Below are 21,356 nucleotides of genomic sequence, written 5' to 3'. Positions count from 1 at the left end.
CCATGCTCGACCTGATCAAGCGTTACTGGCGAACCATCAACCAGCCAAGCGCGTACTTCAGCCTGGCCTTCCTGACGCTCGGCGGCTTTATCGCCGGGGTGGTGTTCTGGGGCGCATTCAATACCGCGCTGGAACTGACCAACACCGAGCAGTTCTGCACCGGCTGCCACGAAATGCGCGACAACGTCTACCAGGAGCTGCAGGGCACCATCCATTTCACCAACCGCAGCGGCGTGCGCGCCAAGTGCTCGGACTGCCATGTGCCGCACAACTGGACCAGCAAGATGGCGCGCAAGATGCAGGCGTCCAAGGAGGTCTGGGCCAAGATCTTCGGCACCGTCGACACCCGCGAGAAATTCCAGGCGCACCGGCTCACGCTGGCGCAGCACGAGTGGGCCCGCTTCAAGGCCAACGATTCGCTGGAATGCCGCAACTGCCACGACTACCAGTCGATGGACTTTACGCGGCAGAGCCCCCGCGCGCAGGCCATGCATTCGACCTACCTGGCCAACAAGGAGAAGACCTGCATCGACTGCCACAAGGGCATCGCCCACCATCTTCCCGACATCTCCAAAGCCGAGGAGCAATGACGCGTGCCGCTGCGCCCGTGCTCAGCGCCAGCGGCCTGGCGGTGTCGCGTGCCGGCCGTCCGGTATTACATGGCATCGACCTCGGCCTCGCACCGGGCGGGCTGCTGCAGGTGCTGGGCGCCAACGGCAGCGGCAAGACCACCCTGCTACGCGTGCTGTGCGGCCTGGCCAGCGCGGATGCCGGCACGCTGCACTGGCACGGCCGCCCGCTGCGCGCCGCCGACCCGGATTTTCAGCAGGCGCTGGCCTACCTTGGCCACGCGAACGGCATTGACGTCGACCTGACCCCGGCCGAGAACCTGCGCTTTGCCGCCCGCCTCGCGGGTCGCCATGCCGATGCCGGCCAGCGCGCCGACAGCGTCGCGCGCGCCCTCGCCGCGCAAGGGCTGGAGCGGGTCGCGCAGGTGCCGGTGCGCACGCTCTCGCAAGGCCAGCGGCGGCGCGTCGCGCTGGCGCGGCTGGCGCTGGCGCCGCGCGCCTTGTGGCTGCTGGACGAACCGGTCACCGCGCTGGACGCCGAGGCGTGCGCGCGCTTCCAGCACCAGCTTGACGCGCACCTGGCCGCGGGCGGCATGGCCGTGATCGCCACGCACCAGCTGCTGCCGGCCGCCGGCGCGGTGCTGCGCCTGGGCGGATCGGCATGATGCGCACGCTCGCCGCCATTGTCGCGCACGATGTCTCGCTATCGTGGCGGCGGCGCGGCAGCCTGCTTGCCGGGGTGGTGTTCTTTGTCATGGCCGCGAGCCTGTTCCCGCTGGCGATCGGCCCCGAACCGCAGCAGCTGCGCGCGCTGGCACCAGGCATCTTGTGGGTGACGGCGCTGCTGGCCTCGATGCTGTCGCTGTCGCGGCTGTTTGCGCAGGAGTATGCCGACGGCAGCCTGGACCAGCTGCTGCTGTCGCCGCATCCGCTGGCCTTGCTGGTGCTGGCCAAGATCGCCGCGCACTGGCTGACCAGCGGACTGCCGCTGCTGTTGCTGACGCCGCTGCTGGCCCAGCAGTACGGGCTGCCGTTCGGCGCCGCGCTGCTGCTGGCGGCGTCGCTGCTGGTCGGCACGCCGGCGCTGAGCCTGATCGGTGCGGTCGGCGCGGCGCTGACGCTGGGTGTGCGCGGCGGCGCGGTGCTGCTGTGCATCCTGGTGCTGCCGCTGTGCGTGCCGGTGCTGGTGTTCGGCGCCGGCGCCGCAGCCGCGGCCGATGCCGGGCTGGACGTGACGGCGCAGTTCTCGCTGCTGGGCGCGTGCCTGGCGCTGTCGCTGTTCCTGTGCCCGCTGGCCGCCGCCGCCGGGCTGCGCATTGCCATGGAGACGCCGGCATGAGCCAGCCGCTGCCATCAGTGCCACACCGCATCCCGCCACGCGCTCGCGCCCCACGCACCTGGCTGGCCTACGCCGCGCCGGTGCGCTTCTATCCGCTGGCCGGGCGCATGGCGCCGTGGTGCTTCGCCGCGGCGGCGCTGTTCGCGCTGGCGGGCTTGTGGACCGGCTTTGCCGTGGCGCCCACCGACGCCCAGCAGGGCGAGGTCTACCGCATCATCTTCATCCATGTGCCGGCGGCATGGATGTCGATGTTCATCTACCTGGTCATGGCTGGCTATTGCGCGCTGGGGCTGGTGCTGCGCACGCGGCTGTCGTCGATGATGGCGTCGGCGCTGGCGCCTACCGGCGCGCTCTTCACCGTGCTGGCGCTGTGGACCGGCGCGCTGTGGGGCCAGCCCACCTGGGGCACGTGGTGGGTGTGGGACGCACGGCTCACCTCTGAGCTGATCCTGCTGTTCCTGTACCTGGGCTTTATCGCGCTGGAAGCCGCCATCGACGAGCCGCGCCGCGCCGAACGCGCCTGCGCGGTGCTGGCGCTGGTGGGGGTGGTCAACATTCCGGTGATCTATTTCTCGGTGCAGTGGTGGAACACGCTGCACCAGGGCGCCTCGGTCAGCCTGACCGCGGCGCCGTCGATGGCCGCCACCATGCTGGCCGGCATGCTGCTGATGACGCTGGCGTGCTGGATGTACACGGTGGCGGTGGCGCTGGTGCGAGTGCGCTGCATCCTGCGCGAGCGCGGCGAGGCGCCGCATGGCTCCGCCATGGTTTCCGGAGAGAAGTCATGACGCTGTCCACGCTGCTGCCCTACGGGCACCACGGCATCTTCATCGCCGGCGCCTTTGGCGTGAGCGCGCTGCTGCTGGCGCTGGAGCTGGTGCTGCTGGCCCGCCGCTGCCGTGCCGCCCGCCTGGAAGCCGGCCAATGACACCACGCCAGCGCCGCTTCGGGCTGCTGGCCGCGGCACTGGCCTGCTGCGGCATCGCGGCGGCGCTGGTGCTCAATGCCTTCCGCTCCAACCTGGTGTTCTTCTTCAGCCCCAGCCAGGTTGCCGCGCACGAGGCACCGGTGGCGCGCAGCTTCCGGCTGGGCGGGCTGGTCGCGCCCGGCTCGATCCGGCGCGAGGGCGACGGCATGACGGTGCGCTTCGTCGTGACCGACACCGCGCGCCAGGTGCCGGTGCAGTATCGCGGCCTGTTGCCCGACCTGTTCCGCGAAGGCAAGGGCGTGGTCGCGCGCGGCCAGCTGCAGGCGGACGGCACCTTCATCGCCAGCGAGGTGCTGGCCAAGCATGATGAAAACTACATGCCGCCTGAAGCCGCCGACGCGCTCAGGCAGGCGGAACCGGTGAACCGCCGCATGGCGGAGGCCGCGCCGGCCCAGGGAGTACGCCAGTGATCGCCGAGCTCGGCCACTTCACGCTGATCGTCGCCCTGCTGGTGGCGCTGGTGCAAGCCGTGGTGCCGCTGGCCGGGGCGGCGCGCGGCCGGCTGGCGTGGATGGCGCTGGCGCGCCCCGCCGCGCGCGTGCAATGCCTGCTGGTGGCACTGTCGTTTGCCGCGCTGACGTGGTCTTTCATCAGCAATGATTTCAGCGTGCGCTACGTCGCCGCCAACGCCAACAGCGCGCTGCCGCTGGCCTACCGCATCGCCGCGGTGTGGGGCGGGCACGAAGGCTCGATGCTGCTGTGGACCCTGATGCTCGGGCTGTGGTCGCTGGCGGTGTCGGTGTACAGCCGGCAGCTGCCGCTGGCCGCCGTGGCCCGCGTGCTGGCCGTGATGGGCGCGATCAGCGCCGGCTTCCTGGCATTCCTGCTGTTTGCCTCCAACCCCTTCGTGCGGCTGCTGCCGCCGGCGATGGAAGGCCGCGACCTCAACCCGCTGCTGCAGGACCCGGGCATGGTGTTCCACCCGCCGCTGCTGTACATGGGCTACGTCGGCTTCTCGGTGACCTTTGCCTTTGCCGTGGCCGCGCTGCTGGCCGGGCGCGTCGATGCCGCCTGGGCGCGCTGGTCGCGGCCGTGGACCACCGTGGCATGGGCCTTCCTGACGCTGGGCATCATGCTGGGCAGCGCCTGGGCCTACTATGAGCTGGGCTGGGGCGGCTGGTGGTTCTGGGACCCGGTCGAGAACGCCTCGTTCATGCCGTGGCTGGCGGGCACCGCGCTGATGCATTCGCTGGCGGTGACCGAGAAGCGCGGCGCCTTCCGCGCCTGGACCGTGCTGCTGGCGATCTTCACCTTCTCGCTGAGCCTGCTGGGCACTTTCCTGGTCCGTTCCGGCGTGCTGACCTCCGTCCACGCCTTTGCCGTGGACCCGAAGCGCGGCATCTTCATCCTCGCGCTGCTGGGGCTGGTGACCGGGCTGGCACTCGCGCTGTATGCGTGGCGCGCGCCGCGGCTGGCACGGCGCGTGGCGTTTGCGGCGGTGTCGCGCGAATCAATGCTGCTGGCCAACAACGTGCTGCTGGCGGTGGCTGCCGCTACGGTCCTGCTGGGCACGCTCTACCCGCTGCTGGTCGATGTACTGGGGCTGGGCAAGATCTCGGTCGGCCCGGCCTATTTCGAGCAAGTCTTCGTGCCCTTGATGGCCCCCGCGGTGCTGTTGATGGGCGCCGCGCCGCTGGCGCGCTGGCGCCACGGCAGCCTCCCCGACATGGCGCGCCGCCTGCGCTGGGCCGCCCTGGCCAGCGCGGCCATCGGGCTGGGGCTGCTGCTGGTGCTGCGCAATGCATCGGCGCTGAGCGGGCTGGGGCTGCTGCTGGCGGCGTGGTGCGTGCTGAGCGCCGTGGCCAGCCTGGCGGCGCGTTTGCGCCAACCGCAAGGGCGCCGCCTGGCCGCGCTGCGCCAGTTCACGCCAAGCTACTGGGGCATGCTGCTCGCCCACGCCGGCGTCGGCATCTTCATCGCCGGCGTGACGCTGGTATCCGGCCAGGAAAGCCTGCGCGAACTGCCCATGCGCGCCGGCGACAGTGTCAGCGTGGGCGGCTATGACTTCCGCTTTGCCGGCGTGAGCCAGGCCGGCGGGCCCAACTACGACGCGCTGCGCGGCACGCTGGTGGCCTCGCGCGATGGCAAGCGGGTGGCACTGCTCCACCCCGAGCGCCGCATCTATCGCAGCCAGGACATGCCCACCACCGAGGCCGCGATCGACAGCGGCCTGGCGCGCGACCTCTACGTGGCGCTGGGCGAGCATGTCGGCAACCACGCCGAAGGCAGCGCCTGGGCCGTGCGCATCCATGTCAAGCCGTTTGTCGACTGGATCTGGGCCGGCTGCGTGCTGATGGCGCTGGGCGGGCTGCTGGCGGTCTGCGACAAGCGCTACCGGCTGCGCCGCCGCGCCGCCAATCCAGCCACCGCGCCAGCCGCACCGGATGCGCCCGCAGTGCCGGCATTGGCCAGCGTCCATGAGGAGACGCCCGCATGACGCGTTTCCTGCTGCCGCTGGCCGCTTTCCTCGCCCTTGCCGTCGCGCTCGCCGCCGGGCTGCGCCACGACCCGCGCGAACTGCCGTCGCCGCTGGTCGGCAAGGCCGCGCCGGCGTTCCGCCTGCCGCTGCTCGAACCCGAAGGCCGCACGCTGGCCAGTGCCGACATGCGCGGCAAGGTCTGGCTGCTGAATGTGTGGGCATCGTGGTGCGCGGCCTGCCGCACCGAGCATCCGCTGCTGGTGGATTTTGCCGCGCGCTCGCCGGTGCCGCTGTATGGCCTCAACTACAAGGACGAGACCGGCGCCGCGCGCGACTGGCTGCAGCGGCTGGGCAACCCCTATGCCGCTTCGCTGGTCGACGCCGACGGCCGCGTCGGCATCGACTACGGCGTCTACGGCGTGCCCGAGACCTTTGTCATCGACCAGCATGGCGTGGTGCGCTACCGCCAGGTGGGCCCGGTCACGCGCGAGGTGCTGGAACGCAAGCTGATCCCGCTGATCGAGCAACTGGAACGGCAGGCAGGCAGCCATGCGTAGCCGGATCCGCGCGACGCTTGCCGTGTGGCTTTGCTGCGTGTCGCTGCAGGCGATGGCACTGACGGAAACCGAACTCGATGCCCGCGTGCACGCGCTGTCCAACGCGTTGCGCTGCCTGGTCTGCCAGAACCAGTCCCTGGCCGACTCCAACGCCGAGCTGGCGGTCGACCTGCGGCGCCAGATCCGCGCGCAGTTGCGCGGCGGCGCCAGCGACGAGGCCGTGAAGGACTACCTGGTACAGCGCTATGGCGACTTCGTGCTGTACAAGCCGCCGCTGCGGCCGCTGACGTGGCTGCTGTGGTTCGGCCCGCTGCTGCTGCTGGCCGGCGTCGCGGCTGCCATCGTGCGTGCGCGCTCGCGCGGCCGCCAGGCCGAGGCCACGCTCGACGCCAGCGCGCAGCGCCAGCTTGCGGATTTGCTGGACGAATCCGCCGCGACACCCGTAGAGCGCCGCCAGCCATGACTACCTTCTGGCTGCTCGCTGCCGCGCTGATCGCCGCCGCCACGGCCTGCCTGCTGTGGCCGCTGCTGCGCCGCCGCGCAGCGCCAGACCCGGGCACGCCGGAACGCAGCTTGCTGGTGGACCTGTACCACGACCAGCTGCGCGAGCTGGACACCGACCTGCGCGGCGGCACCCTCACCGCGGCGCGCCACGCCGGAGCCCGCGACGAGCTCGGCCGCCGGCTGCTCGATGACGCCGCCGTCGCTGCCACCGGCACAGGCCGGGCCGGCACCTCGCCCCTGCTCGCCGCGCTGCTGCTCGCGTTGCTTCCCAGCGCCGCCATCCTGCTCTACCTGCACCTTGGCAACCCGGTCGCGCTATGGCGTGCCGACGACCTGCCCGAAAGCACCGGCAGCGAGCACCAGCTGAGCGGCGCGCAGGTCGAGGGCATGGTGAACCAACTGGCGCAGCGCCTGCGCGAGTCGCCCGGCGATGCGCAGGGCTGGGCCATGCTGGCGCGCTCATACAGCGTGCTGGAGCGCCATGCCGACGCCGCCGCGGCGTACGCGCGGGCCGTCGAACTGGCGCCGGACGTGGCCGCGCTGCGCTCCGACTACGCCGATGTGCTGGCCAGCCTGAACGGCGGCTCGCTGGAAGGCCCGCCCATGGCACAGGTGCGCCAGGCGCTGGCGCTGGACCCGGACGACCCCAAAGCGCTGGCGCTTGCTGCCAGCGCCGCGGCCGAACGCGGCGACAAGCAGGCTGCCATCGGATATTGGGAGCACCTGTACCGGCTGCTGCCGGCGGATTCGCAGACCGCGGCGCGCATTGCCGCCAACCTCGCGGCCGCGCGCGGCACGGCTGCCGCGGCGCAAACCCCGAAGATCACCGGCATGGTCATGCTCAGCGAGAAGGCCGGGCGCACGCCGCAACCGGGCGACACGCTCTTTGTCTACGCGCTGCCCACCGACGGCTCGCGCATGCCGCTGGCGGTGCTGCGCCGCCAGGCGCGCGACCTGCCACTGTCGTTCACGCTGGATGATGCGATGGCGATGCGGCCCGACCACCGGCTGTCAGGGCAGCAACAGGTCATGCTGGAAGCGCGGATTTCGGCCAGCGGCAGCGCCTTGCCAAAAGCCGGAGACCTGGTGGGGCGCACCGGACCGGTGGCAGTCGGCACCGAGAGCATCCGCATCGCCATCGACGGCGCGATTGCCCCGTAGCGGCTCAGGCGGGCAGCGTCGCCTTCAGGTTGGCCAGCATGTCCGCCACCATTTCCTTAAGGCCGTATTCCGCCTTCCAGTCCCAGTCCGCGCGCGCAACCGAGTCGTCGATCGAATCCGGCCAACCCTGTGCAATCGCCTGGCGATAGTCGGGTTCGTAGCGGATCTGGAAGCCTGGCACCTGCTCGCGGATGGCCGCAGCAATCTGCGCCGGCGTAAAGCTCATGCCGGCGATGTTGTAGCTGCCACGCTCGCTCAACTGCGCCGCGGGCGCTTCCATCAGTTCGATGGTGGCGCGGATGGCGTCGGGCATATACATCATCGGCAGGGCCTCGTCTTCCTTCAGGAAGCAGGTGTAGGGCTCGCCCTTCACCGCCGCATGGAAAATGTCGACCGCATAGTCTGTGGTCCCGCCGCCGGGCGGGGTCTTGTGCGAAATCAGGCCCGGATAGCGCACGCTGCGCACATCCACGCCGTGGTTGACGTGATACCAGCGGCACCAGCCCTCGCCCGCCTGCTTGGAGATGCCGTAGACCGTGGTCGGCTCCATCACGGTCTGCTGCGGCGTGTGCGCGGCAGGCGTGGTCGGGCCGAAGGCGGCGATCGAGCTGGGCCAGAACACCCGCTCCAGCCCGGTCTGCCGTGCCAGTTCCAGCACGTTAAGCAGGCTAGTCATGTTGAGGTTCCACGCCCACTGCGGGGCCTTCTCGCCGGTGGCGGACAGCGCCGCGGCCAGCAGGTAGACCTGGGTGATGCCATGGCGCTCGACCACGGTGGCCAGCTCGCCCCGGTCGGTGGCGTTGAGCATCTCGTGCGTCAGGTGCACGTGTCGGCCGGTGGGCACCACGTCGGAGGTGATCACGCTGGTGCGCCCGTAGCGCTCGGCCAGCGCCAGTGCCAGTTCAGACCCGATCTGGCCGTTGGCGCCGACGATCAGGATCTTGGGTTGGCCCGATTCCATCAGATCAGCCCCAGTTCGCGGCCGGCCTGCCCAAAGGCGTCCAGCGCCGCCTGCAGCGTGGCCTCGTCATGCAGCGCGCTCATCTGCACGCGGATGCGCGCCTGGCCCTTGGGCACCACCGGGTAGAAGAAGCCGACCACGTACACGCCCAGCTCAAGCAGGCGCTGCGCGAGCTGCTGCGCCTTGTCGGCGTCGTAGACCATGATCGGGACGATGGGGTGGTCACCGGCCTTGACGTCGAAGCCCAGCTGGTCCAGCCCGGCGCGGAAGAACTTCGTATTGCGCTCGAGCCGGTCGCGCAGCTCGGTGCTGGCCTCCAGGATATCGAGCACGGCGATCGACGCGCCCACGATGGCCGGCGCTACGGTATTCGAGAACAGATACGGCCGCGAGCGCTGGCGCAGCAGCGCTACCACTTCCTTGCGCGCACTGGTGAAGCCCCCCGAAGCGCCGCCCAGCGCCTTGCCCAGCGTGCCGGTGATGATGTCGATCTTGCCGAACACGCCGCGCGCCTCGTGCGTGCCGCGGCCGCGCGGTCCCATGAAGCCGGTGGCATGGCATTCGTCGATGCCCAGCAGCGCGCCATACTCGTCGCAGATCGCGCGCATCTCGTCCAGCCGCGCCACGGTGCCGTCCATCGAGAACACGCCGTCGGAAAACACCAGCGTGTAACGCGCGCCGTCGGCCCGCGCCTGCTCCAGCTGCACGCGCAGGTCGTCCATGTCGTTGTGCTGGTAGCGGTAGCGGCGCGCCTTGGACAGGCGGATGCCGTCGATAATCGAGGCATGGTTGAGCGCATCGCTGATGACCGCGTCTTCCGCCCCCAGCAGCGTTTCGAACAGGCCGCCATTGGCGTCGAAGGCCGAGCCGTAGAGGATGGTGTCCTCGGTGCCGAGGAAGGCCGACAGCCGCGCCTCCAGCGTCTTGTGCAGGTCCTGCGTGCCGCAGATAAAGCGCACCGAGCTGAGCCCGTAGCCATGCGTGCGCAAGGCCTCGTGCGCGGCCTCGATCACCCGCGGGTGCGACGACAAGCCAAGGTAGTTGTTGGCGCACAGGTTGATGACCTCGCGGCCGTCGGTGGTGCGCACCCGCGCACCCTGCGGCGTGGCGATCACGCGCTCATGCTTGAACAGCCCCGCCTCGCGGATGCTTTCGAGTTCAGTGCGGATGGATGCATAGAATGCCTCGGCATTCGACATAACTTGGCTCCCGTTGGTGTGCGAGGGATGTGCTAGGATTCGATCGATAAATCGAACACGTTCTGTATATCGAACATTTTGCGCAATATAACGAACATCCATCCATGACGCAAGCCCTCGCCCAGACCCCGCAGGCCGATGGCCCGCCCGCCGTCGGCATGGCGCTGCAGGCGCTGCGTCAGCAACAACGGCTGTCGCTCGATGAACTGTCGCGCCGTGCCGGGGTTTCCAAGTCGATGCTGTCGCAGATCGAACGCAACCTGGCCAACCCCACCGTGGCGGTGCTGTGGCGCCTGGCCAATGCGCTGGGCGTCAGCCTGACGGATTTCCTGGCCGGCGGCGCGGCAGAGCGGCCCGGCGGCGGCATCACCGTGATCCCGCCACATGCCGCGCCGTCGCTGAAAAGCCCCGATACCCGCTGCGACCTGCGCATCCTGGGCCCGATCGACCTGGCCGGGCGCTTCGAGTGGTATGAGCTGACCATCCAGGCCGGCGGCGTGCTGGCCTCCGAGCCGCACGAGGCCGGCACCCAGGAACACCTGTCGGTGCTGAGCGGATCGATGACGGTGCGCGCGGGCGCCGATGAGAAGAAGCTGAGGCACGGCGAGACCGCGCGCTATGCGGCCGATGTCGCACATGCGATCTCCAATGGCGGCAAGACCACTGCCACCGCACTACTGGTTGTAGTGCATCCGGGCTGACACGGGCAAGGGATGCGACAGCCCGGCGTGCGGGTTCAGCCGGCGCCGAACCACCGTTTGACCCGCTCCCACAGCACACCGAAGAACACCGCCACAGGATTGAGGCGTACCGCCTGGTTGCGTTCGGCATCGCTCAGCGTCGGGTCCATCCGGCGCGCCACCGACTTGCCGAAATCCGCAATCATGCGCCGCACGAAATCGCGCACCAGCCCCGACCGCGAGAACTGCGCCAGCGGCCCCTGCAGCGAATACTGCAGGTCTACCGCGACCTCGGTATCGTGCGCGGCAAGCGCCTTCAGCTGGTAGGCGATGTCGCCCGCGGCCTTGGAATTGCTGAGCGAGTCCTGCCCCGCCCCCTTCAGCACGCCGCGCTTGTTCGCATCGTCGCGCTGCAGGCGCGCGGCGCCGTCGAACCTGGCGGACATCGGGCCGAACTTGATGGCGATATGGCCCCTGACCTTCTCCCCCTCCATTTCAGTGAGCACCGCGCCCGGCAGGCAGCCCGCCACGGCCGGCAAGTCGGCCATGAAGGCCCATACCGCGTCGAGGGCGTAGGGGACGGTGAAGCTGCCTTCGATGCGCGACCAGCCCTTGCGGTCGGCTGACCGTTCCGCCTCGGCGCCGGTGTTGGCGGCCAGGTGAGGCAGCGTGCCGAGCGCTTCGTCCGCAACGGCAAAACCGGTGAACGGCGCTTCGGCCAGCGCCGCGCCCGCGGCGTGCCGCGCAATCACGCCGGCTGCGGCGCGGCGTGCGTCCAGTACCGAGCGGATGGCGGCGACGATCCCCATATAGCCGGTGCAGCGGCACAGGTTGCCCGACAGCTCGTGACGGATGGTGGCGTCGTCGGCGTCGGGCAGGCGCAGCACGATGTCGCGCGCGGTCGCCAGCATGCCCGGCGTGCAGAAGCCGCACTGCAGCGCGTGGTGCTGGTTGAACGCCGCGCGCAGGTCGGCCATCACGGCATCGTCCTGGTAGCCTTCGACGGTGACGATGTCGGCGCCCTGGCAGGCGGCCGCGAAGGTGATGCACGAGCGCACCGGCTTGTCGTCCAGCAGCACGGTGCAGGCGCCGCACACGCCGTGCTCGCAGCCGAGGTGGGTGCCGGTCAGCCGGTGCGTGTCGCGCAGGAAGTCGCCCAGGTGCGTCCGGTCCGCGCACGCGCCGGAAACCCGGCGGCCGTTGACATTGAATTCGATGGTCTGCACGGGCGCTCCTCAGTTCAGCATTTGCGTGACGCAGCGCATCACGACGGTACGGTAAAGCTTGCGGTCGATGGCGTCCTTGCCAGGCGCGGCCTGCGCTACCGCTTCGTCCACGGCACCGGCGGTGAGCGCCGCGGCGCCTTGCGCGGCGACCGCGCGCGTGAGTCCGGGCAGCACCACCGGCGGCCCGTCCAGCGCGCCGAGCACGATGCGTGCGAAGCGGCAGCTGGCATCGAAGTACGCGGCGCAGCTGGCCTCGGCAAACTCGCCGGTCTTGCGGCACAGCTTCTGGTAGCCCCAGCGGCTGTGCACGGTGGCATGCGGCACGCGCACGGCGGCGATCAGTTCGCCGTCGGCCAGCACCGTGGTGTAGGCGCCGATCATGAAGGCTTCCATGGGCACCTCGCGCGTGCCGGTGCCGGATGCAATCTCGATGCGCGCGCCCAGCGCGGTCATCGCCACCACCCAGTCCGCGGCCGGATCCGCATGGGCCAGGCTGCCGCCCACGGTGCCGCGGTTGCGGATCGCGCGGTAGGCAATGCCGCCCGCCACGGCCTGCAGCATGGTGCCGCGCAGCGGCGCGAACACCCCGTCCTCGATCTGCGCATGGGTCACGCAGGCGCCGATGCGGATGCCAGCGGGGGTGGACGCCACTTGCCGCAGTTCGGCCAGCCCCGACACATCGACCACCGTGTCAGGGCGGACCAGCCGCAGGTTCAGCATCGGGCCGAGCGACTGGCCTCCGCCCATGGTCTTGGCGACATCGGTGCCCGCGCCAAGGCGGGCCAGCGCGTCCTGCAGGGAGCCGGGCGCATGATAGGAAAAAGCGACGGCTTTCATCGGTCAGGCTGCCTTCTTGCTTTGCGCGCCGGCTACTGCCGCATCCAGCGCTTCAAGGATCTTCCTCGGGGTCAGCGGCGTTTCCTGCAGTTCGACACCGAAGTCGCGCAAGGCGTCGTTCACCGCGTTGAAGATCGCCGCCGGCGGTGCGATGGCACCGCCCTCGCCCATGCCCTTGGCGCCGAATTCCGTGTGCGGCGACGGCGTCTCGAAATGATGGATGCGGATCGACGGAATCTCGGTCGGCCCGGGCAGCATGTAGTCCGCCAGCGTGGAGGCCAGCGGCTGTCCGTTGCCGTCATAGCGCATCGCTTCGAACATCGCGGTGCCGATGCCCTGCGCCACGCCGCCATAGGTCTGGCCCTCGACCACCATCGGATTGATCATGGTGCCGCAGTCTTCCACCACCACGTAGTCCAGGATCTCGACATGGCCGGAATCGATGTCGACTTCCACCGCGACCGCGTGCGTGGCGTAGGTGAAGCTGCCGGTATCGACCGCGGGCTTGAAGCCCATGGTGACCTCCAGCCCTTGCGCATCCACGTCGGACGGCAGCAGGTGGGGATTGATATACCAGGCGTCGGCAATGCGGCCGATATCGATGACGTTGGCATCGCCTGCACGAACCGCGCCGGCTAAGAACGCTACCGCCTCAACCGGCTGCCCCAGCATATGCGCGCCAATCTTCTGCAGCCGCGGCAGCAGTGCCTTGCACGCCCGCGACACCGCGCCGCCCGACATCACCAGCGAACGCGAGGCATAAGTGCCGGTGGAGAACGGCGTCAGCCCGGTATCGCCGTGCACCAGCTTGATCCGGCCGATATCGATGCCCAGGATCTCGTGGGCAATCTGCGCGAAGGTGGTCTCCATGCCCTGGCCATGCGAATGCACGCCGACACGCACTTCGAGCCCGCCGTCCGGCGTGATGCGCACTGTGGCCGAGTCGAAGCCGGGGATCACCGGCGTGCCCCAGGCCGCGAATACCGAGGTGCCATGCGCCGACTGCTCGGTGTAGGTGCCAAAGCCCACGCCGAGGTAGCGGCTGCCCTGCGGACCCGCCTGCTGCCGCGCGCGGATCGCAGGCAGGTCGATCATCTCCATCGCCTGGCGCACGCTGGCCGGGTAGTCGCCGCCGTCGAAGTGCTTGTTGGTCACGTTGATGTAAGGCATGGCCTGCGGCGGCACCAGGTTTTCGCAGCGCACTTCCCACGGCTCGCGCCCGACCTCGCGCGCGATCGCGTCGATCATCAGTTCCATGGCGAAGCAGACGCCAGTCCGCGCGACACCGCGATACGGCACGAAACCCGGCTTGTTGGTCGCCACGCAGGTGGTTTCGCAGCGGTACCCGTCAAAGGCATAGGGCCCGGGCAGATTGCCGATCGCCTGGCCTGGCTCAAGCCCGATGGTGAATGGCCAGACCGAATAAGCACCGCCGTCGATGGCGATCTTCGCGTCCAGCGCCAGCAGGCGGCCGTGCGTGTCGGCATAGGCAGTCAGTTCGTAGTGGTGCTCGCGCGAGTTGGCGCCCGCGGTCAGGTGCTCGCGCCGGTCCTCGACAAAGCGGAACGGCCGCTTGTAGGTCAGCGCCAGCCAGGCGATACAGAGCTCTTCCTGCTGCAGCACGCATTTGTAGCCGAAGGCGCCGCCCACGTCCGGCGAGATCACGCGCACGCGCGCCTGGTCCAGGTCCAGGCAGTGGCTCAGGATGGTCCGGATCATATGCGGCACCTGGGTGGCGCTGTACACCACCAGCTGGTCGAACTGGTGGTCCCAGTAGGCCAGCACCGCCTTGCCCTCCATCGGCACCATGCACTGGCGCGCCAGGTTGACCTTGCGGTGGACGACTACGGAGGCCTCACGCTGGCGCGTCTCGAAGTTCTTGTCGATATTCAGCGTCAGGAAGGTGTTGTCGCGCCAGTGTTCGTGCACGCGTACTTCGCCTGCGAGCTGGCGGGCCTGCGCCACGTCGGTCAGCGCGGGCAGCTCGTCGAACTCGGCCACTACCTGCTCGGCGATGTCCTCGGCTTCGGCGCGCGTGGGGGCAAAGGCCATGGCAACGGGCTCGCCGACAAAGCGCACCTTGCCGCTGGCCAGCGGCGCCTGCGCCGACGGCTGGTAGGACGGGAACGCCGAATCCGCGACGATGTCCCGCGCCGCCGCCATGTCCTCGCGCACGATCACCGCTTGCGCGTGGCGCGCGGGCTTGGTCACGGACAACAGCCTGGCATGCGCCACCGGGCTACGCAGGAAGGCCACCTCCTGCAGGTCGGGCATGGCGATGTCCGCGACAAAGCGGCCCTTGCCGTGCAGGTGCCTGGCGTCTTCCTTGCGCGCCACACGGGCACCCACGCCCTGGCCGCGTCCGGCCTCCGAATGATCCGCTTCCGTCGACGATGTCATTGCTCTGTCCGTCCCGATGATTCCGTCTTGTTAATCATGCAAGCGCTCATTCGCGCACCCCGATGGCGGCCAGCCCTTCTACGCGCGTGGCCACTGTCGCATACTTCTGCCCCATGTCGAACAGGTTGGCCTCATGCGGTCCAAGCGCCCGGTCGCCCACGCAATCCGACAGCACCAGCGGCCGGAAGCCGTACTGCATGGCGTCCACCACACTGGCGCGCACGCAGCCGCTGGTCACCGCGCCGGCCACCACCAGCGTGCGCACGCCGCGCTGCGTCAGCCAGGCGGCCAGCGACGTGCCGAAGAATGCCGACGGCACGGTCTTGCGCACCACCAGTTCGCCCGCCCGGGGCGTCAGTTCGTCGACGATGGCGCTGTTGCGTTCGCGCTCCTGCAGCGACAGCATGTTCGGTACCTTCATGGAGAAGATGTTGTGGTCCGAACCATCGTCCGCAAAGACGATGCGGCTGTGCGCGATCGCCCAGCCTTCGCGCCGTGCCACGGCCAGCAGCGGCACGGTGTTGGCGATGGCCTCGCGGATATTGCCGCCGCCGAACACCTGCGGATCGGCAAAGCCGTTGACGAAATCCACCACCAGCAGCCCGAACGGGCCGGCCAGTTCCAGGTCGTTGCCGAAGCCCTGGCGCTGGTACGCGCCGATCTCCTTGTGCATGGCTACTTCTCCTCCGGGTAGCGGAACCCGTCCGTGACCTTGCCGCGGGTCACCACATCCGCGCCGTCCAGACGGACGGTGCAGTTGCGCACGGGAATATCGATATGGCAGGCCGTGGTGCGGCTGCCGCCGGCTTCGTTATTGGGACCGAGCGAGAACAGGAAGTTGCCCTCGAAGGCGCGCGCGTCCATGCCGATGGTGGCCTCGCGATCGTACAGCCCCAGCGTGGACCAATGCGCGCGCGGCTGCAGTCCCCAGCCGATATGCGAAATGGCATAGGCCTGCGGGTCGTTGAAGGAAGCCATGTACTCGCTCAACAGTTCGGCGTGCAGGCCGCCTTCGATGCGCGTGGCAAAGCCGCCCTCCACCGTCAGCATGACCGGCTCGGTGACGTAGGTCTTCTGCGGCAGCAGGATGTCGCCGCGCTCCAGCACGATGGTGCCGTTGGCAGCGCCTTCGTTGGGCCAGGTCAGCGCGAAGCCGCTGGGCCAGTGGTCCCAGCGCCCGGGCTCGTCGACAAAACCGTACTCGCTGATGGCCGGGAACTCGCCCAGCGGGCAGCGCAGGTCGGTGCCGGCCGGCGACACCACATGCATTTCCCTGGCGCGGGCCAGCCGCTCGGAGGCGGCCTTGACGCGCTCGCGGTCGGCCTCGCAAGGCACCAGGCGCGCCAGCACCTCGGGCGGCTCGACGGCCAGCAGGATTCTGGTGCCGCCCTTCAGGATGTCGTGCTGCTCGGGGGAGAACAGCAACGTCATCAGGTCAAGCACCAGGTCGCTTTCCCTGAGCGCGGCAATCGCGGCCCGGTTGCCCGTGAGCGGGGTCGTGCCCAGGTAGGCCAGCGCGTCGCGGCTCAGCGCCTTCTCGCCGTTGACGGGCGGCAGGTCAAGCCGGTTGACGATGGCACCCATCGCCTGCGTGGCGACCAGCGCGGTGGAGAGCGTCTGCGGGTGGGTCGCGGCGCTGGTCAGGATGGTGACGGTCTGCCCCGGCTCCAGCCGGGACAGCTTCAGCACCTTGCGCCAGGCCTCGATCATCTGGTGGTCACTTACCGGCATGTCGGCTCCTTGAAGGTCATCGCGTCAGCGGCGCGCCGAGGAAATCCCCCAGCGCCGCGTAAAAGCCCGCTTCGTCATCCCACGGGATCATGTGGCCGGCACCGGCAACGTGGCTGACCAACACGCCCGGCAGCAGCGTGCGGATCTCCGCCACGTCTTCAGCGCGCACCACGTCGCCGCGCCCGGCGGTCAACAGCAGCGTCGGCACCGCGACCCGGGGCAGGTCCGCATGGATGTCGTCGCGATGGAAATCCTCGAAACTGCGCACCACGGCGTCTTCGTTGCAGGTATGCAGCCATTCGGCACGCAGGCGCAGCTGCTCGTCGGTCCAAGTGGGACAGAAGCGGCGCATGCCTTCCACGTCGGTGCCCTGGCGCGACAGGCGGATGGAATCCACGTACCACGGCAGTTGCGCGGGATATGCGCGGCGCCCGGGCCCGGACACCGGTGGATCGACCAGCACCAGCCGCGCCAGCCCGGCGGGCCGGCCCGCCGCGGCGCGCACGCCGATGCGCGCGCCCATCGAATGGCCGACCACGCTGTAGCGGCGCAGGCCGAGCGCCTCGGCAAAGGCCACCAGGTCGCGAGCCTGGGCGTCGAGGCTGTAGTCCAGCCCGGCCTCGGCCGATGACAGGCCACGCCCCCGCACGTCCAGCACATAGGTATCGAAACTGGCGCCAAAGCACTCGCCGACAAAGCCCCAGGTGATTGCCGGGCTGGTAATGCCCGGCACGATGATCACGGGATCGCGCGCGGCACGCGCACCGTCATTGCCGCCATAGCGCAGGTAGTGCTGGCGAATGCCGTTGGCATGGACATGGCCACCATAAAGGAAGGTGCTCATGGCATGCCCTCAGTAGGCGCCCGACAGCAGCGCGCCGGCGCCCGGCACGACCGGCTCCAGGTCCAGCGCCTTGAGCATGGCGTAGGCGGTGGCGATAGCGGCGGTGATGACCGGCTTGCCCGTCATCGCCTCCACCTTTGCTACGGCCGGCAGCGACGGCATCTGCACGCAGGCCGACAGCACGATCGCATCGGCATCAGCCAGGTTCATCTGCGACACGATGGCCGGCAGCCGCGCCGGATCGTGGCGGCCGACCTCCAGGTTGTCCGGGATCTCCAGAGCACGGTAGTCCACCACCTCATAGCCCTCGTTGCGGATGTAATCCACCACCAGCTCGGTCAGCGGCTTCATGTATGGCGCCACCACGGCGATGCGGCGCGCGCCGATCACGCGCAGCGCATCCACCAGCGCACCGGCGCTGGTGATGACCGGTGCGTCGCCGCCATTCTCGATGGTGTGGGCCTTCAGCCGCTGCTCCGACTTGCGGTGATAGCCGTGGCCCATGGCCATGATGGCGACCAGGCAGGCGTAGCCGAGCACGTCGACGCGGGCGTCGCTGAGCTCCACCGCGCAGCGGTCGGATTCGGCATCCATGGCGGCCAGTTCTTCCTTGACCACCTTCTTCATGCGCATGCGGCTGGAGTGGAAGGTAAAGCGTTCAGGACGGATCTGCTGGCGTGCCAGCAGCATGGCGGGGATCTCCGTTTCCATCGTCGTGTTCGAGCTGGGAACGATCTGGCCGATGCGAAAGACGTTTTGCATGAGGGTCCTCGGGTTGTACGGTTACAGCTTGAGCAGGCGTTGCGCGTTGCCGTGGCAGACCAGCGCGCGCGTGGTGTCGTCTAGCGGCGCGTCCTCAATGAACTTCGCCGCCACTTCGGTGGATTCGTAGGGATAGTCGACCGAGAACATCACGGCTTCGGGGCCAAGCTCGGCAATGGCACCGGCCAGCGCACCGTGCGAGCACAGCCCCGACGTGGTGATGACGATATTGGTGCCGATGTATTCCGAAGGCGCGCGCGCCAGCCGGACGCCGTGCGAATAGACCGCAAAGCGGCTGTCGAAGCGCCAGCGTTGGTACGGCAGGCCCTCGCCCATATGGCCGAGGATGAGCTTCAGGCGCGGGAAGCGGTCGAACACGCCGCCGAACAGCAGCCGCAACGCATGCGATGCGGTCTCGACGCCCCAGCCCCATGCTGCGCCGGTCAGCTCGGGGTGGCCCGCCAGGACCTGCGGCTGAACCAGCGCATCGGTCGGGTGCAGGTACATGGGCACGTCCAGCGCCTGCATGCGTTCCCAGAAAGCATCGTATGCAGGGTCGTCGTAGTAGCGCCCGTGGGTATGGCCGTTCACCAGCGAGCCCTTGAAGCCAAGCTCGCGCACGGCGCGTTCCAGCTCGCGCGCGGCCTGTTCCGGGTCGTGCAGGGGCAGCGCGGCAAAGCCGGCAAAGCGCGTGGGGTGGCGCGCGATCTGCGCAGCCAGGAAGTCATTGCTCTCTCGCGCGCGCGCCACGGCGAGGCCGGCATCGGGCTCGCCCTGCACGCCCGGACCAGTCTGCGACAGCACCGTGATGTCGATGCCGGCGCGGTCCATCTCGGCGAGGCGGTCCTCGTCGAAATCGGCGAGGCGGCGGCCCAACTCGGCAAACACCGCCGGATCGATATGCTGCGTGAACGCCTTGGAATAGGCCTGGAAACCCGGCGTCATGAAATGCTCTTCGAGGGCGATCTTCTTCACTTTGGTCATGCTGGTGGGGGCTCCTGATTGGTGAAATCGCTTCGCTGCGGGGCGTGTGCTGCATGGCATGCGGCATGCGCCGATGCAATTACTCAGTACACTGATTAGTTTCGGATTCTAGTCAGCGAATTTCCAAAAGTCTAGAAGCGGCGCGGAGGGTTAACACCTATAACGATGGCCATACACCCTCAGTACACTGAGCCCAGATGCTCAGTATGCTGACGATGTTAAAAGACCATTTAAATAGGCGATTTCGGCCATCCCGGCACATTATGGACTGGCCCACATTTTGCTCAGCATACTGCGTTTCTCATCAGCACACTGACTGATGCACCGCAAGGATGCGGCGCTGCGCTGCGCGAGGGACCGACAGGCCCTGGCCAGCGGTGCCGGCACCGCCGGGACGAGCAGACATATAGAGACAATAGCCAGACCAAAGGACCCCCGCCATGACGATCAGCCTGACTCGCAGCGAGACACGCGCCCCCGCCTCCGGCATGACAGCCGAGGAGCGCAAGGTCATCCTTGCCTCTTCCTTCGGCGCCCTGATGGAGTGGTACGACTTCTACATCTACGCCGCGCTGGCGGTGTACTTCGGCGCACTGTTCTTCCCCAAGGGCAATGAGACTGCCGCCTTCCTGGCCAGCCTGGCCACCTTCGGCGCGGGCTTCCTGATACGGCCGGTGGGCGCGCTGCTGTTCGGTCGCCTGGGCGACCTGATCGGGCGCAAGTACACCTTCCTGGTCACCATCCTGCTGATGGGTGTTGCCACCGTCGGCGTCGGCGTGCTGCCCACGTATGAGCAGATCGGCATCACCGCCACGGTGCTGCTGGTGTTGCTGCGGCTGCTGCAAGGCCTGGCGCTGGGCGGCGAGGTCGGCGGCGCGGTCACCTACGTGGCCGAGCACTCCCCCGTGCACAAGCGCGGGCTGTACACCAGTTCGCTGCAGACCACGGCAACGCTGGGCCTGCTGTCCTCATTGCTGGTCGTCTACCTGCTCAAGACCTTCCTGACCGAGGCCGAGTTCCGTGACTGGGGCTGGCGCATTCCCTTCATCGTGTCGCTGGTGATGCTGGTGATCTCGGTCTACATCCGCGGCAAGCTGCATGAATCGCCGGTCTTTGCCCGGATGAAGGCTGCCAACACCACCTCCAGGGCGCCGATCCGCGACAGTTTCACCAACTGGAAGAACCTCAGGTCCGTGCTGCTGCTGTTCGTGGTGGCGGCAGGCCTGGGCGCCATCTTCGGCACCGGCCACTTCTACTCGATGTTCTTCCTCAACAAGACGCTGCACGTGCCGCTCGAAACCGTCCACATGCTGATCGGGATCGCGCTGGTGGTGGCCACGCCCTGCTACCTGCTGTTCGGCTGGCTGTCCGATCGCATCGGCCGCAAGTACATCATGATGGCCGCCTGCCTGCTGGCAGCGGTGTGCATCCAGCCGGTGTTCAAGGGCCTGACGCACTATGCCAATCCGGCGCTCGAACAGTTCCAGCAGCAAGGCGCCGTGCAGGTGACGGCCGGCGACTGCAAGGCGCGCCTGTTCGGCGAGCCGGTGTCCGCCTGCGACAAGATCCGCGGCTACCTGACCGACCTGGGCGTGGGCTACACCTTCGTGCCGGCCACCGATCCGGTGCGGGCGGAAGTGCGCATCGCGGATCGCACGCTGCAGGGCTTTGACCGCGACGCCATCAAGAGCGCGCTGGTGGCGGCCGGCTGGCCGGAGCGCGCCTACCCCGCGAAAATCAACACGCCGATGGTATTCGTGCTGCTGCTGGTCCCGATCCTGTTCCTGGCCATGGTGTACGGGCCGATGGCGGCCTTCATGGTGGAACTGTTCCCGGCCCGGGTGCGCTACACCTCGCTGTCCCTGCCCTTCCACCTCGGCGCGGGCTGGGTCGGCGGCATGCTGTCCTTCGTGGTCACTGCCATGAACGTGGCAAGCGGCGACGTCTACTTCGGCCTGTGGTACCCGGTGATCATCGCCGGCCTGGCCTTCGTCATCGGCATGCTGTTCGTGCCGGAGACGCGCGGCCGCGACCTGGCCACCTGAGCGGCATTACGCGTGAAGCTGAAGGGCGGATCTCTCCGCCCTTTCTTCCGGCCAACTATTCAGCACACTGAGCTTATCCGCGCTACCGCGGCGCAGGGATGGTGCCGCGGTCAGCCGCCGCAGCCATCGCAACCATTCCAATCTTTCGCG

General features: G+C 68.7%; 22 protein-coding genes. 12 read left to right on the top strand and 10 right to left on the bottom strand.

The features are described from left to right. The first annotated feature begins 2 nt into the window (after nucleotides 1-2). Genes E5S69_RS00290 through ccmI form a run of 10 tightly spaced genes read left to right on the top strand, consistent with a single transcriptional unit; the run spans nucleotide 3 to nucleotide 7,537 of the window. Complete coding sequence (locus E5S69_RS00290) at nucleotides 3-590, top strand: NapC/NirT family cytochrome c (protein WP_171513030.1); 588 nt, start codon at nucleotides 3-5, stop codon at nucleotides 588-590. Further along, a complete protein-coding gene (gene ccmA, locus E5S69_RS00285) occupies nucleotides 587-1,234 on the top strand; it encodes a cytochrome c biogenesis heme-transporting ATPase CcmA (RefSeq protein ID WP_171513029.1) in 648 nt (215 codons plus the stop codon). Before E5S69_RS00290 ends, ccmA begins: the two co-directional genes overlap by 4 nt. Next, nucleotides 1,231-1,908, top strand: coding sequence for a heme exporter protein CcmB (gene ccmB, locus E5S69_RS00280; RefSeq protein ID WP_171513028.1), 678 nt, complete (start codon nucleotides 1,231-1,233; stop codon nucleotides 1,906-1,908). The genes ccmA and ccmB overlap by 4 nt, the downstream gene beginning before the upstream one ends. Then, entirely contained in the window at nucleotides 1,905-2,696 is a 792-nt protein-coding gene (locus E5S69_RS00275) for a heme ABC transporter permease (RefSeq protein WP_171513027.1), read from the top strand. The genes ccmB and E5S69_RS00275 overlap by 4 nt, the downstream gene beginning before the upstream one ends. Then, entirely contained in the window at nucleotides 2,693-2,836 is a 144-nt protein-coding gene (gene ccmD / locus E5S69_RS00270) for a heme exporter protein CcmD (protein ID WP_171513026.1), read from the top strand. Before E5S69_RS00275 ends, ccmD begins: the two co-directional genes overlap by 4 nt. Beyond that, nucleotides 2,833-3,306, top strand: coding sequence for a cytochrome c maturation protein CcmE (gene ccmE, locus E5S69_RS00265; RefSeq protein ID WP_171513025.1), 474 nt, complete (start codon nucleotides 2,833-2,835; stop codon nucleotides 3,304-3,306). The genes ccmD and ccmE overlap by 4 nt, the downstream gene beginning before the upstream one ends. Beyond that, nucleotides 3,303-5,333 carry a heme lyase CcmF/NrfE family subunit gene (locus E5S69_RS00260; protein WP_171513024.1) on the top strand — a complete coding sequence of 677 codons (2,031 nt, stop codon included), beginning with the start codon at nucleotides 3,303-3,305 and terminating at the stop codon, nucleotides 5,331-5,333. The genes ccmE and E5S69_RS00260 overlap by 4 nt, the downstream gene beginning before the upstream one ends. After that, the gene (locus E5S69_RS00255; protein ID WP_171513023.1) at nucleotides 5,330-5,872 is read left to right on the top strand and encodes a DsbE family thiol:disulfide interchange protein; all 543 of its coding nucleotides are present in this window, start codon (nucleotides 5,330-5,332) and stop codon (nucleotides 5,870-5,872) included. The genes E5S69_RS00260 and E5S69_RS00255 overlap by 4 nt, the downstream gene beginning before the upstream one ends. Further along, nucleotides 5,865-6,335, top strand: coding sequence for a cytochrome c-type biogenesis protein (locus E5S69_RS00250; protein WP_171513022.1), 471 nt, complete (start codon nucleotides 5,865-5,867; stop codon nucleotides 6,333-6,335). Before E5S69_RS00255 ends, E5S69_RS00250 begins: the two co-directional genes overlap by 8 nt. After that, nucleotides 6,332-7,537, top strand: coding sequence for a c-type cytochrome biogenesis protein CcmI (ccmI, locus tag E5S69_RS00245; RefSeq protein ID WP_171513021.1), 1,206 nt, complete (start codon nucleotides 6,332-6,334; stop codon nucleotides 7,535-7,537). The genes E5S69_RS00250 and ccmI overlap by 4 nt, the downstream gene beginning before the upstream one ends. A gap of 4 nt (nucleotides 7,538-7,541) precedes the next feature. On the opposite strand, the gene E5S69_RS00240 is transcribed toward ccmI, so the two are convergent. Together E5S69_RS00240 and kbl are read right to left on the bottom strand one after the other, a co-directional pair. After that, nucleotides 7,542-8,498: an L-threonine 3-dehydrogenase gene (locus tag E5S69_RS00240; protein ID WP_171513020.1), complete on the bottom strand. Its 957-nt coding sequence runs from the start codon at nucleotides 8,496-8,498 to the stop codon at nucleotides 7,542-7,544. Beyond that, entirely contained in the window at nucleotides 8,498-9,697 is a 1,200-nt protein-coding gene (gene kbl / locus E5S69_RS00235; RefSeq protein WP_171513019.1) for a glycine C-acetyltransferase, read from the bottom strand. Before kbl ends, E5S69_RS00240 begins: the two co-directional genes overlap by 1 nt. 104 nt (nucleotides 9,698-9,801) lie before the next feature. Here kbl and E5S69_RS00230 point away from each other — a divergent pair, with 104 nt between their 5' ends. Then, entirely contained in the window at nucleotides 9,802-10,398 is a 597-nt protein-coding gene (locus E5S69_RS00230) for a helix-turn-helix domain-containing protein (RefSeq protein ID WP_171513018.1), read from the top strand. Between the two features lie 35 nt (nucleotides 10,399-10,433). Here the strand turns inward: E5S69_RS00230 and E5S69_RS00225 are convergent, their stop codons facing one another. From E5S69_RS00225 to E5S69_RS00190, 8 genes are read right to left on the bottom strand one after another with little or no spacing between them, the layout of a single operon-like run. Further along, on the bottom strand, nucleotides 10,434-11,603 hold the full coding sequence (locus E5S69_RS00225) for a 2Fe-2S iron-sulfur cluster-binding protein (protein ID WP_171513017.1): 1,170 nt from the start codon (nucleotides 11,601-11,603) through the stop codon (nucleotides 10,434-10,436). Between the two features lie 9 nt (nucleotides 11,604-11,612). Next, nucleotides 11,613-12,440: an FAD binding domain-containing protein gene (locus E5S69_RS00220; protein ID WP_171513016.1), complete on the bottom strand. Its 828-nt coding sequence runs from the start codon at nucleotides 12,438-12,440 to the stop codon at nucleotides 11,613-11,615. A 3-nt stretch (nucleotides 12,441-12,443) separates the two neighbouring features. After that, the gene (locus E5S69_RS00215) at nucleotides 12,444-14,840 is read right to left on the bottom strand and encodes a xanthine dehydrogenase family protein molybdopterin-binding subunit (protein WP_171513015.1); all 2,397 of its coding nucleotides are present in this window, start codon (nucleotides 14,838-14,840) and stop codon (nucleotides 12,444-12,446) included. 46 nt (nucleotides 14,841-14,886) lie between these two features. Next, on the bottom strand, nucleotides 14,887-15,513 hold the full coding sequence (locus E5S69_RS00210) for an isochorismatase family protein (RefSeq protein WP_171513014.1): 627 nt from the start codon (nucleotides 15,511-15,513) through the stop codon (nucleotides 14,887-14,889). A 2-nt stretch (nucleotides 15,514-15,515) separates the two neighbouring features. Beyond that, on the bottom strand, nucleotides 15,516-16,571 hold the full coding sequence (locus tag E5S69_RS00205; RefSeq protein ID WP_171513013.1) for a 2,5-dihydroxypyridine 5,6-dioxygenase: 1,056 nt from the start codon (nucleotides 16,569-16,571) through the stop codon (nucleotides 15,516-15,518). Nucleotides 16,572-16,587: 16 nt separating this feature from the next. Further along, nucleotides 16,588-17,415 (bottom strand): alpha/beta fold hydrolase, encoded by an 828-nt coding sequence (locus tag E5S69_RS00200; protein ID WP_171513012.1) that lies wholly within the window; start codon nucleotides 17,413-17,415, stop codon nucleotides 16,588-16,590. A gap of 9 nt (nucleotides 17,416-17,424) precedes the next feature. Further along, on the bottom strand, nucleotides 17,425-18,177 hold the full coding sequence (locus E5S69_RS00195; RefSeq protein WP_171513011.1) for a maleate cis-trans isomerase family protein: 753 nt from the start codon (nucleotides 18,175-18,177) through the stop codon (nucleotides 17,425-17,427). A gap of 21 nt (nucleotides 18,178-18,198) precedes the next feature. After that, entirely contained in the window at nucleotides 18,199-19,161 is a 963-nt protein-coding gene (locus E5S69_RS00190) for an amidohydrolase family protein (RefSeq protein WP_171513010.1), read from the bottom strand. A 440-nt stretch (nucleotides 19,162-19,601) separates the two neighbouring features. Between E5S69_RS00190 and E5S69_RS00185 the strand changes: the two genes are divergently transcribed. Further along, a complete protein-coding gene (locus E5S69_RS00185) occupies nucleotides 19,602-21,206 on the top strand; it encodes an MFS transporter (protein WP_171513009.1) in 1,605 nt (534 codons plus the stop codon). Nucleotides 21,207-21,356 lie beyond the last annotated feature (150 nt).

It is taken from the genome of Cupriavidus necator (assembly GCF_013141915.1).
Lineage (GTDB): Bacteria > Pseudomonadota > Gammaproteobacteria > Burkholderiales > Burkholderiaceae > Cupriavidus > Cupriavidus necator_B.
The sequence above is the reverse complement of the archived record's forward strand: the minus strand, read 5'-3'. Positions and strand labels throughout refer to the sequence as shown.

What these genes read in the sequence shown, in the direction of transcription:
- E5S69_RS00290 (WP_171513030.1), top strand. Translation starts at nt 3, where the DNA reads ATGCTCGACCTGATCAAGCGTTACTGGCGAACCATCAACCAGCCAAGC.
- ccmA (WP_171513029.1), top strand. Translation starts at nt 587, where the DNA reads ATGACGCGTGCCGCTGCGCCCGTGCTCAGCGCCAGCGGCCTGGCGGTG.
- ccmB (WP_171513028.1), top strand. Translation starts at nt 1,231, where the DNA reads ATGATGCGCACGCTCGCCGCCATTGTCGCGCACGATGTCTCGCTATCG.
- E5S69_RS00275 (WP_171513027.1), top strand. Translation starts at nt 1,905, where the DNA reads ATGAGCCAGCCGCTGCCATCAGTGCCACACCGCATCCCGCCACGCGCT.
- ccmD (WP_171513026.1), top strand. Translation starts at nt 2,693, where the DNA reads ATGACGCTGTCCACGCTGCTGCCCTACGGGCACCACGGCATCTTCATC.
- ccmE (WP_171513025.1), top strand. Translation starts at nt 2,833, where the DNA reads ATGACACCACGCCAGCGCCGCTTCGGGCTGCTGGCCGCGGCACTGGCC.
- E5S69_RS00255 (WP_171513023.1), top strand. Translation starts at nt 5,330, where the DNA reads ATGACGCGTTTCCTGCTGCCGCTGGCCGCTTTCCTCGCCCTTGCCGTC.
- E5S69_RS00250 (WP_171513022.1), top strand. Translation starts at nt 5,865, where the DNA reads ATGCGTAGCCGGATCCGCGCGACGCTTGCCGTGTGGCTTTGCTGCGTG.
- ccmI (WP_171513021.1), top strand. Translation starts at nt 6,332, where the DNA reads ATGACTACCTTCTGGCTGCTCGCTGCCGCGCTGATCGCCGCCGCCACG.
- E5S69_RS00240 (WP_171513020.1), bottom strand. Translation starts at nt 8,498, where the DNA reads ATGGAATCGGGCCAACCCAAGATCCTGATCGTCGGCGCCAACGGCCAG.
- kbl (WP_171513019.1), bottom strand. Translation starts at nt 9,697, where the DNA reads ATGTCGAATGCCGAGGCATTCTATGCATCCATCCGCACTGAACTCGAA.
- E5S69_RS00230 (WP_171513018.1), top strand. Translation starts at nt 9,802, where the DNA reads ATGACGCAAGCCCTCGCCCAGACCCCGCAGGCCGATGGCCCGCCCGCC.
- E5S69_RS00220 (WP_171513016.1), bottom strand. Translation starts at nt 12,440, where the DNA reads ATGAAAGCCGTCGCTTTTTCCTATCATGCGCCCGGCTCCCTGCAGGAC.
- E5S69_RS00215 (WP_171513015.1), bottom strand. Translation starts at nt 14,840, where the DNA reads ATGACATCGTCGACGGAAGCGGATCATTCGGAGGCCGGACGCGGCCAG.
- E5S69_RS00210 (WP_171513014.1), bottom strand. Translation starts at nt 15,513, where the DNA reads ATGCACAAGGAGATCGGCGCGTACCAGCGCCAGGGCTTCGGCAACGAC.
- E5S69_RS00205 (WP_171513013.1), bottom strand. Translation starts at nt 16,571, where the DNA reads ATGCCGGTAAGTGACCACCAGATGATCGAGGCCTGGCGCAAGGTGCTG.
- E5S69_RS00200 (WP_171513012.1), bottom strand. Translation starts at nt 17,415, where the DNA reads ATGAGCACCTTCCTTTATGGTGGCCATGTCCATGCCAACGGCATTCGC.
- E5S69_RS00195 (WP_171513011.1), bottom strand. Translation starts at nt 18,177, where the DNA reads ATGCAAAACGTCTTTCGCATCGGCCAGATCGTTCCCAGCTCGAACACG.
- E5S69_RS00190 (WP_171513010.1), bottom strand. Translation starts at nt 19,161, where the DNA reads ATGACCAAAGTGAAGAAGATCGCCCTCGAAGAGCATTTCATGACGCCG.
- E5S69_RS00185 (WP_171513009.1), top strand. Translation starts at nt 19,602, where the DNA reads ATGACGATCAGCCTGACTCGCAGCGAGACACGCGCCCCCGCCTCCGGC.